Raw genomic sequence first — 9,019 nt, 5'->3', positions numbered from 1 at the left:
GACCCCGCGAGTGATGGCCCGCCGGCTCGGTGCGGACCCCGAACAGCCCGCGCTGGTCTACGTGCTGCGCATGTTCGGCCCCGGGGTGGTGCGTCGACTGCGGGTCGTCTATGGCTGGTCGCGCAGTTCCCCGCGCCCCTTACGGGGCACGGGACCCCGTTTAGGTGCACGGGCCGAGGACTTCGGCCCGCTGACCTCGCCGACGCGCTCGCCGCCGCGCACCTCGCCTTCGGCGAACCCGGCACCCGCATCGGCGCGACGGCCCCGCCCAACTGGCCGGGAAGGCAGGTGACTTGACCGAGGACGCCTCGGTCGCACGCCTGGAGGCCGGTACGTTGGTGCTGGTCGCCGCGCTGCGCGACGGCACGGTGCTGTGCTCCGGCCAGCACCAGCCCGTGGGCTCCGTCAGCGAGGTCGCCGGCATCGGCACCCTGCCGACCGAACGGCGGCGCGGTCTCGCCCTCGCGGTCACGGCGGCCCTGGTGGCGGATGCGCGGCAGCGGCTCGGCGTGGAGACCGTCTTCCTCTCAGCAGGCGACGACGCCGTGGCCCGGGTCTACGCCCGGGCCGGTTTCCGTCGCATCGCCACCGGACTGATCGCCGAACCGGCGGACGGCGCCTGACCCGGAGCAGTGGATCACCCGGGCGCTGACCGCGTCGGCGTCGGGGACGGGCTCGTCGACGTACCGGGCGATCAGTTCCCGCCCGGTGAGGTCCTCGACGCGGCCCAGTTCCAGCGCCTGCAGCTCGTCGGCGATGTCCTCCGGGGCGAAGCAGGTGAGCCAGGGCTCACCCAGCTCCGCGACCATCTCCGCCGCGGCCTCGCGCACGGCACGGAGTTCCGGGGACAACGTCGGCGGCGCTTCGCCGCAGTAGTCGAACACCGCCTGTACCGGCGCGCGGTGCCCGGCCATGAAGCGCAGGGTGGCGAGGACGGCGTCCCGCGTGAGGTAGGGCGTGACCCCGAGCCAGAGGAAGAACGCCGGCCGTGTGCGGTCCAGCCCGGCCGCGGTCAACGCCGCGGCCAGGGTGTCGTGTTCGAAGTCGACGGGGGCGAAGGTCACGGACGGCGGGATGCCGATCCCGGCCGCCGCCAGCTGCTGCCGTTTCCACGCCTGGGTGGCCGGGTGGTCGACCTCGAACACCCGCAGCCCGGCATGGGGGTTGCGGTACGCGAACGTGTCCAGGCCGGCACCGAGGACCACGAGCTGCCGGGTGCCGCCGGCCACGGTGGCGGCGAGCGCGTCCTCGGCGAAGCGGCTGCGTGCGGCGAGAAAACGGATGCCGAACAGGTCCGTCGGATCGTCCGGCAGCGGCGGCAGGTCGTCGGCATCGAGCCGCAGGATCCTCGGCGCCAGCGGGTCGGTGAGGATCCGCCGGGGATCGCTCTGGTGACGGGCCCGGCTGTGCGCTGCGCGCAGGGCGGTACGACTCGGCCGGCCGGCTTCCATGGTGCCTCCTGGGGAGTTGTCGGGACGTGATCCAGGATCGGGCCGGGGCCGGTGGCGTGACAGGGCAGCTTCTGCCCCCTGTGCCGTCACCGGCGGGGGAAAATGCCCGGATGGACCGCAAGACCGCGCTGCGCGACTTCCTCGTCTTCCACCGCTCACGGCTGAGCCCCGGCGACCTGGGACTCCACGTCCACGGCCCGCGCCGGGTCGCGGGCCTGCGCCGCGAGGAGGTGGCCGCACTGGCCTCGGTCAGCGTCGACCAGTACATCCGCCTGGAACGGGGTCACACGTCGCTCGTCTCGGACGCGGTTCTCGACGCGGTCGCCGGTGCGCTGCGGCTCACCCCCGGCGAACGGCGCTATCTGCGTGCCCTGGCAAGGCGCCCGGTGACGGACGACGCCCCGCCCCGGGCGGGGGAGTGGAGCGTGCGGGACAGCCGGCAGCGCATCCTCGACTCCCTGCGCGATTCCCCCGCCTACCTCGTCGGCCGCAACGGCGCCGTCCTGGCGTGGAACCGGCTGGCCACACGCGTCTTCTTCGACTTCCCCCGGATCCCGTCGCGCGACCGCTCGCTCGGCCGGCTGATGTTCACCCATCCCCGCGCCCGTTCGCTGTTCCTCGACTGGGAGCGCACGGCGCGCGAGATCGTGGCGTACCTGCGCACGGAGACGCTGCGGCGGCCGCACGACACCGAACTCGCGGCGCACGTGGGCGGGTTGCTTGCCGAGAGCGCCGACTTCCGGCGGCTGTGGTCGGCGCAGTTCCCGTTCAACAACACCCACGAACCTTCCAGACTGGCCTGCACCGAGCTCGGCACCACGCTGCAGTTGTCCTGGGAGGCGTTCGAGCCGACGGACGCCGCCGACGCCTGGATGGTCGTCTACACCGCGGCCGAGGGGTCGCCGTCGGCCGACGCCCTGCGCAGGCTGGCGAACAGCCCTGCCGTACCGGCAGGATGAGGGCGCCGCGTCCTCACCACAGGTTCCGCCCGGCCCATATCGGATCCCCGGCGTACGGGTCGTACGCCTCCAGGTTGTCCACGGCCGGGTGCTCGCGCCCGGCCGGCCCGCTCGCGAACGCCCGCAGCAGATTCGCCGTCACCCGGCCCGTGAACCGCGCCGCCCCCGGCGGTATCCCGTGCCCGCCGTCCCCCGTGAGCGACTCCACCCACCGCATGGTGCCGCTGTTGAACACCCCCGCCCCGCTGCCCACCGTGTAGTACGCCGTGTCCGCGAACGACCGCACCCCGCGGCACACCAGCCGCGAGTGGGCCAGGATCTCGATCGGGCGCGGGGTGGCCGGGCCGGCGTCGACTCGGTCGTACTCCGTGCCCACCAGGTTGGGGAAGGCGGTGCCCCGCACCGCCCCGGTGCCCTCCAGGAGCCAGTGGCCGGGCTCGGCCACCACGTAGTCCGCGTTCGTCGGGTTCGACTCGTACAGCGTGCCGGTCAGCGAGTTCTCCGGATCCGCGTGCGGCGGCTCGCGCCAGTCCGTCGTCACGGCCGAGTCGTCCTTGCCGTACAGCGGATCCCGCTGCCAGTCCGTCTTGTAGCAGACGACCAGGCGCTGCTCCAGGCGGATGCGGCGGAAGCAGGCGTTCGCCCCGAGGAAGGCGACGTTGGTTCCGGCGTCCCGGGCGGCCGTGACGTGCGCCCGCATCGCCGGGGTCCAGTACTCGTCGTGCCCCAGCGAGACGACGGCGTGTGCGCCGCGCAGCAGCTGCGGGTCGCGGTCGAGGTCCATCGAGGTCGTGTACGCCAGCGGCAGTCCGAGCCGTTCCGCGAGCGCGATGGCGGGCTGCTCGTACGTGGTGAACAGCGGCGCGCCGTCCCGGTCGTACGGCCGGTCGCAGCTGACCGCGAGCGAGCGCGAGCCGGAGTCGTCCTTGCCGCCGGGGCCGTAATAGAGGCTGTACCCGCCCCAGGTGTTGTACGCCTGCCAGGTGGCGACCGCGTTGACCAGGACCAGCCTGCCCGCGGCGCTCGCGGACCGGACGGTGAGGGGGACGTGGCGCTGGTCGCCGGAGTCGGCGGTGAGTCGGATCAGGTACGCGCCCTCGGGCCAGCCGTGGGTGGAGACCCGGAGCGACGGCTGCCAGGAGGCGGCGACGGTCCGCGTCTCGCCGGCCGGCCGGGCCGGGGGCTGCACGGTGCCGGGTATTCGCTCCGACGCCCAGACCCTGCGCGCCTGCGCACCCCCGTACCAGCCCATCCGGAAGGCCTCGGCGCGGAAGCCCTTGGCCGTGGTGGAGACGCACAGGGAGAACACCTCTCCCGGCAGCACGCTGACGCGGTCCGCGTACCCCTCGACCGCGCGGTCCGCGCCCCGTTGCCGCAGGTCCCAGTCGCGGTCGCCGGGGCGCCCGTTCTCGGCCGGGACCGACAGCCGCCCGTCGCCCGCCGGCGCCGCCTCCGGGCCGGGGCCGGAGTCCGCCGTGCACCCGGCGAGGAACGCGCCGGCCCCCGCCGCGGCGCTCGTGCCGAGGAAGTGCCGTCGGTCCCATCCGTGCCTGGCCATGTCGGGCCCATTACGCGCGAGCGCGCAGGGCCCTGCAACCGCAGAGCGCGCCGCCCTGCTCCGATCGGGCGTAGGGGGGGACATGTGGTGTTACCCCTGGGAAAACCGGCAGCATGTTCGCATGAAACGAGCCTTACGTCTCACCCTCGCCCCGGCGGCCGTGCTGCCCCTCACCTTCCTCGCCTGTGGCACCGGCCAGGCGGCCGCCGCCGACCGGGCCGGACTCGAAGCCCGCGCGGAGGCCATCAGGACCACGACCGACTCGATCTACGTGGCATCGATGCCCGGCTTCGTGCCGGCTGTCATGTCGGTCGGCGACGACGGCAATGGCGGCTTCCAGGAGGCGTACGCCGGCCCGGACGGCAAGGTCGTCTGGCTGCGGGTCGAGCGCGGGACGGTCACCGACGCGAACTGCACCCAGGGCGGGATCAGCGTCATCGGCGACGGCACGACGACGTGCGAGCGGGACGGTGCGGCCTGGTACCGCACGATGTCCGGCGCCCATGAGTACGCCCTGAACCTCGACGGCCGTGTCCTGCGCGTCACTTCTTCCCTGAAGGAGGCGGACCGGGCCACCCTGCGTGCCGCGGTCCGCTCCGCGCACCTCGCCGACGACCGGGAGCTGGACGAGACCCTGCCGCCGCTGCGGGAATACCAGGGTCCGACGGAGCGGGGCGACCTGCCGCCGGGCGGCGGCGCTCCCGACAACCGCCCGCCGGAGGGCATGGGCTACTGACGCGCCCGGGGGCGGGTGTCATGGCCACGTTCTTGAACACCCACCCCCTCCGCCATTTCTCCTCGGACCATCCCCGGTACCGGCCGACCGCTCCCCCCGACTGCTCCGATAGCATGTTCGACCTTGCGGTGATCACCCTCATCGCCTGCCCTGCACCGGAAGACATGCCATCCACCACGACGAGCAGCCCATTTAACCAACACCCAGTAAATCGGCCGGACAATTGATACCCATGTCATCGCGAATTTCTTCGCGAATAAAATCCAGAAATGCTTTCGCCGCATTGCGCCGGCCACGGACGATATTGTGGGCCGCGGCGGGTGCAATAACCCTCGGATTCCTCATCGCACTGGAGATCGCCGCGCGTCACTACGGCCTTCCGGGGCCGATGACCAATCAGGCGAAGGAGGTGATACTCGCCCCCAAGTCGGGACCCCTGCTGTACGGCAGCATGGGGCTGATGATGGTGGTGCTCACCTGGCGGGAACGGTTCATCGCCTTCGGTGTCGCGGTCGGCATCGATATCGCCTTCTTCCTGGTGCGCTGGGCGGTCGGCGCCAAGATGATGTTCGGCAACGGCGCGTTGTGGGTGGTTCTGGGCTACGCGGTCATCGCCGTCACGCGCCGCACCGGCCGGGAACGCATCCTGCTGCTGAAGGGCGTCGCGCTGGGGCTGCTGCTGGTGACCGGCCGCAAGACCGGCGACACCTGGCTGCTCATCACGTCGAAGACCCGCCCGATGGTGCTCGACCAGTACCTGGCGACCGCCGATCATGCGCTGGGCAACCCGTCGTGGGTGGTGGGCCGGCTGGTCAGGGCCGGCGGTCCGATCGGCTCCCACATCCTCGACTACGTCTACATCCAGCTCGCGGTGGCCGCGGTCGTCGTCGCGCTGTACCAGCTGCGCAACGTGGCGGCCGAGCGCCGCTTCCCGCGCCATCACCTGGTGCGCACCTTCCTGGTGATCGGCCTGCTCGGGCCGGGCATCTACATGATCTTCCCGGTGGTCGGACCGACCTTCGCCTACACCGTCGGCGACGGCGGGCACTGGGCGCTGGGCAACATGTGGCCGGACACGCTGCCGGCCAATTTGCCGCACCACATGCCCTTCGACGGGACCACCCCGCGCAACTGCATGCCCAGCCTGCACACGGCGTGGGCCACCGCGATCTTCATCCATTCCCGCAAGGGCCCCCGCATTCTGCGGTTCTTCGGTGTGTTCTGGCTGATCGCCACGCTCGGCGCCACGCTGGGCTTCGGCTACCACTACGGCACGGACATCGTGGCCGGCGTGGTGTTCACGCTCACGATCGAGGCGGCCCTGCGCGCGGAGGAACGCGGCTGGGACCGGTCGGGACTCCGGCTGGCCGCCTACGGTGCCGCGGTCTTCGCCGCGCTCCTGGTGGCCTACCGCTATCTGCCGGTGCAGATGGCCGCGCATCCATGGGTGTTCGGGCCTCTCGTCCTCCTGGCGATGCTCTCGGTGATCTACGGCTACATACGGACCACCAACCAGTGGGAACCGAAGGCCGCACCGGTGCGGAAACTGGAACCGCAACCCGAACCGGTGTGAACGCACCGCACTTTCAGTGATGGAACGCCGTCGCCACGCTCTCGGGCCGCCCCAACGGCCCGTGCTGGCGACGCAGTTCCGGCAGGAGGGCGCGCAGATCCTCCAGGAAGTGCTCGGCGAGGTCGCGCGAGAAGCCGTTGCGGCAGACGACGCGCAGCACCGACAGGTCCTCGCGGTTCGGGGGGAAGCTGTAGGCCGGCACCAGCCAGCCCCGCTCCCGCAGCCGGCGCGAGACGTCGAACACGTCGTAGCTGTCGACCCCGTCGGCCGTGGTGAAGGCGAAGACCGGCAGCTCGTCGCCCCGGGTCAGCAGGCGGAAGTCGCCCAGTGCGCCGACCCCTTCGGACAGCGTGCAGGCCACGTCCCGCGCGTTCTGCTGCACGGCGCGGAATCCCTCGCGGCCCAGCCGCAGGAAGGTGTAGTACTGCGCGGCCACCTGGGCGCCGGGGCGTGAGAAGTTCAGGGCGAAGGTCGGCATGTCGCCGCCGAGGTAGTTGACGCGGAAGACCAGCTCCTCGGGCAGCGCCTCCTGGGTCCGCCACAGCGCCCAGCCGACCCCCGGGTAGACCAGCCCGTACTTGTGGCCCGAGGTGTTGATGGACGCCACCCGCGGCAGGCGGAAGTCCCACACGAGGTCCTCGTCGAGGAACGGCGCGATCATCGCGCCGGACGCGCCGTCCACATGGACCGGCACGTCCAGGCCCGTACGCTCCTGCAGCGCGTCGAGTGCGGCGCACACCTCGGCGACCGGCTCGTACGACCCGTCGAACGTCGAGCCCAGCACGGCGACGACGCCGACGGTGTTCTCGTCGCACAGCGCGGCGGCGGCCTGCGGGTCGAGGTGGAAGCGGTCGCCCTCCATCGGCACCTGGCGCGCCTCGACCTCCCAGAAGTTGCAGAACTTCTCCCAGCAGACCTGCACGTTGGCGCCCATCACCAGATTGGGCCGGGCCCCGGCGTGCGGGTAGCGGTCCGGGTGGGCGAGCGCCCAGCGGCGTTTGAGGGCGAGCCCGGCCAGCATGCACGCCTCGCTCGACCCGGTGGTCGAGCAGCCGACGGCCGAGGCCGGGTCGGGGGCGTGCCACAGGTCGGCGAGCATCGTCACGCAGCGCTGCTCGAGTTCGGCGGTGCGCGGGTACTCGTCCTTGTCGATCATGTTCTTGTCCCGGCACTCGGCCATCAGCGCCGTCGCCTGCGGTTCCATCCAGGTGGTGACGAACGTCGCCAGGTTGAGGCGGGCGTTGCCGTCGAGCATCAGCTCGTCCCGGACGAACTGGTAGGCCGTGTGCGGGGCCATCGGCCCGTCCGGCAGACGCAGCCGGGGCGGCTCCACCGCCATGCCGGCGACCGGGTCGGCCTCGCCGTAGAAGGGATTGACCGCATAGCCGCGCTTGCGGGCCGTGCCGCCGCGTCCGCCCTTGTGCAGTGCCATATCCGTGACAATACGGACCAAATCTCTGCGGGAGGCGGGGGCTCACCGCAGGGCCGCGCCGCGGATATCGATCCCCTGCACGGGGTACGTGCATCAGCACGGAGTGGGCGGCATGTGCCAGGGAGGGGAGCCCGGTGAGCGGACTGAACAAGGGGATCGAGAGGGTCGAGGTGCAGCTCAGCTGGGATCCCGCGCCCGTGGGGGCGCCGGACCACGACCTGGACCTCATCGCGGCGACGTACCGCACGGACGACCGGTACGGCGACCCCGCGTACCTGGTGCACTTCGACAGCAGGGCGCCCGACGGCACGATCACCCTCAACCGGGACAGCCGCACCGGCCGGGGCTTCGGCGCCGACGAGGCGATGACGCTGGAGCTGGGCCGCCTGTCGGAGTCCTACGGGCGCGTGGTGGTGGGCGTGGCCATCCAGCAGGGCGGCGGACGCCTGACGTTCGGCGACGTCGCCCGCCCCGGGGTCCGGGTCACCGAGGGGTACCGCGAGCTGACCGTGGACGGCTTCGCGGCCGTCGCGTGGGCGACGGCGGCGACGGTCGCGGAGTTCGTCCGGGACGGGGCGGGGGCCTGGGTCCACCGCCCCGGCGTCCGGGGGTTCGACGCGGACCCGACGGCCTTCGCGGAGCTGATGGGCAGGAAGCCGGAAGCGTAATCCAGTGGCGCCCGTGGGCCGTTCACCTGCACTCTGACCCGGTGAAAGAACCCGAACACCGGATCAGGGCGCAGTACGGCGCGTCCACCGTCACCGTCTACCAGGCCTACGACCCCGGGATCGGGCTGCCCGCCGCGCGCGACGGCCGGTTCCCTCCCGCCTGGAAGCGGGACCGGATGACCTGGATCAAGCCCTCTTTCCTGTGGATGATGTACCGCTGCGGCTGGGGCGCCAAGGAGGGGCAGCAGACCGTCCTGGCCGTCGAGATCACCCGCGAGGGCTTCGAGTGGGCGCTGCGCCACGCCTGCCTCTCGCACTACGCGCCCGGTGTGCACGCCGACCGGGACGACTGGAAGCGGCAGTTGACGGCCGCGTCGGCGCGCGTGCAGTGGGACCCCGAGCGCGATCTGCACCTGCAGCCGCTGCCCCACCGCTCGTTGCAGCTGGGGCTCTCCGGCGAGGCCGCGCACCGGTACGCCGACGAATGGCTCGTCGGCATCCGCGACGTGACGCCGCTCGCGGCCGAGATCCGTGCGCACGTCCGCGAAGGCCGCACGGAACGGGCGGCCGCGCTGCTGCCCGAGGAGCAGCCCTACCCGGCGGACGACGAACTCCTCGGCCGCCTGCGGCGCTGACGGCCCG

9 protein-coding genes are annotated in these 9,019 nt (G+C 72.1%); 6 read left to right on the top strand and 3 right to left on the bottom strand.

The genetic code is table 11. The annotated features are described in order from the left end of the window. Positions 1-293: 293 nt before the first annotated feature. The gene (locus ACWD4B_RS19545; RefSeq protein ID WP_451421908.1) at positions 294-623 is read left to right on the top strand and encodes a GNAT family N-acetyltransferase; all 330 of its coding nucleotides are present in this window, start codon (positions 294-296) and stop codon (positions 621-623) included. Here ACWD4B_RS19545 and ACWD4B_RS19540 read toward each other — a convergent pair. Then, the gene (locus ACWD4B_RS19540) at positions 528-1,451 is read right to left on the bottom strand and encodes a class I SAM-dependent methyltransferase (protein WP_451421907.1); all 924 of its coding nucleotides are present in this window, start codon (positions 1,449-1,451) and stop codon (positions 528-530) included. The two genes, ACWD4B_RS19545 and ACWD4B_RS19540, sit on opposite strands and share 96 nt — an antisense overlap. 110 nt (positions 1,452-1,561) lie before the next feature. Between ACWD4B_RS19540 and ACWD4B_RS19535 the strand changes: the two genes are divergently transcribed. Next, positions 1,562-2,410 carry a helix-turn-helix domain-containing protein gene (locus ACWD4B_RS19535; RefSeq protein WP_451421906.1) on the top strand — a complete coding sequence of 283 codons (849 nt, stop codon included), beginning with the start codon at positions 1,562-1,564 and terminating at the stop codon, positions 2,408-2,410. A gap of 13 nt (positions 2,411-2,423) precedes the next feature. Here the strand turns inward: ACWD4B_RS19535 and ACWD4B_RS19530 are convergent, their stop codons facing one another. Next, positions 2,424-3,968 carry a N,N-dimethylformamidase beta subunit family domain-containing protein gene (locus ACWD4B_RS19530; protein ID WP_451421905.1) on the bottom strand — a complete coding sequence of 515 codons (1,545 nt, stop codon included), beginning with the start codon at positions 3,966-3,968 and terminating at the stop codon, positions 2,424-2,426. 121 nt (positions 3,969-4,089) lie between these two features. Here ACWD4B_RS19530 and ACWD4B_RS19525 point away from each other — a divergent pair, with 121 nt between their 5' ends. Further along, entirely contained in the window at positions 4,090-4,704 is a 615-nt protein-coding gene (locus tag ACWD4B_RS19525; RefSeq protein ID WP_451421904.1) for a hypothetical protein, read from the top strand. 232 nt (positions 4,705-4,936) lie between these two features. Continuing rightward, positions 4,937-6,277 (top strand): phosphatase PAP2 family protein, encoded by a 1,341-nt coding sequence (locus tag ACWD4B_RS19520; protein WP_451421903.1) that lies wholly within the window; start codon positions 4,937-4,939, stop codon positions 6,275-6,277. A gap of 13 nt (positions 6,278-6,290) precedes the next feature. On the opposite strand, the gene ACWD4B_RS19515 is transcribed toward ACWD4B_RS19520, so the two are convergent. Beyond that, complete coding sequence (locus tag ACWD4B_RS19515) at positions 6,291-7,709, bottom strand: glutamate decarboxylase (RefSeq protein WP_451421902.1); 1,419 nt, start codon at positions 7,707-7,709, stop codon at positions 6,291-6,293. Between the two features lie 134 nt (positions 7,710-7,843). Between ACWD4B_RS19515 and ACWD4B_RS19510 the strand changes: the two genes are divergently transcribed. After that, positions 7,844-8,377 carry a TerD family protein gene (locus ACWD4B_RS19510; protein WP_451421901.1) on the top strand — a complete coding sequence of 178 codons (534 nt, stop codon included), beginning with the start codon at positions 7,844-7,846 and terminating at the stop codon, positions 8,375-8,377. 41 nt (positions 8,378-8,418) lie between these two features. Then, positions 8,419-9,012 carry a DUF4291 domain-containing protein gene (locus ACWD4B_RS19505; RefSeq protein WP_451421900.1) on the top strand — a complete coding sequence of 198 codons (594 nt, stop codon included), beginning with the start codon at positions 8,419-8,421 and terminating at the stop codon, positions 9,010-9,012. Positions 9,013-9,019 lie beyond the last annotated feature (7 nt).

This window comes from Streptomyces sp. NPDC002536 (genome assembly GCF_053594995.1).
Note: the sequence above shows the minus strand (reverse complement) of the source record. Positions and strands in the feature narration are given on the sequence as shown.

Bases quoted from the DNA above. Each gene is read 5' to 3' on its own strand.
- ACWD4B_RS19540 (WP_451421907.1), bottom strand. From the start codon at position 1,451: ATGGAAGCCGGCCGGCCGAGTCGTACCGCCCTGCGCGCAGCGCACAGC.
- ACWD4B_RS19535 (WP_451421906.1), top strand. From the start codon at position 1,562: ATGGACCGCAAGACCGCGCTGCGCGACTTCCTCGTCTTCCACCGCTCA.
- ACWD4B_RS19530 (WP_451421905.1), bottom strand. From the start codon at position 3,968: ATGGCCAGGCACGGATGGGACCGACGGCACTTCCTCGGCACGAGCGCC.
- ACWD4B_RS19525 (WP_451421904.1), top strand. From the start codon at position 4,090: ATGAAACGAGCCTTACGTCTCACCCTCGCCCCGGCGGCCGTGCTGCCC.
- ACWD4B_RS19520 (WP_451421903.1), top strand. From the start codon at position 4,937: ATGTCATCGCGAATTTCTTCGCGAATAAAATCCAGAAATGCTTTCGCC.
- ACWD4B_RS19515 (WP_451421902.1), bottom strand. From the start codon at position 7,709: ATGGCACTGCACAAGGGCGGACGCGGCGGCACGGCCCGCAAGCGCGGC.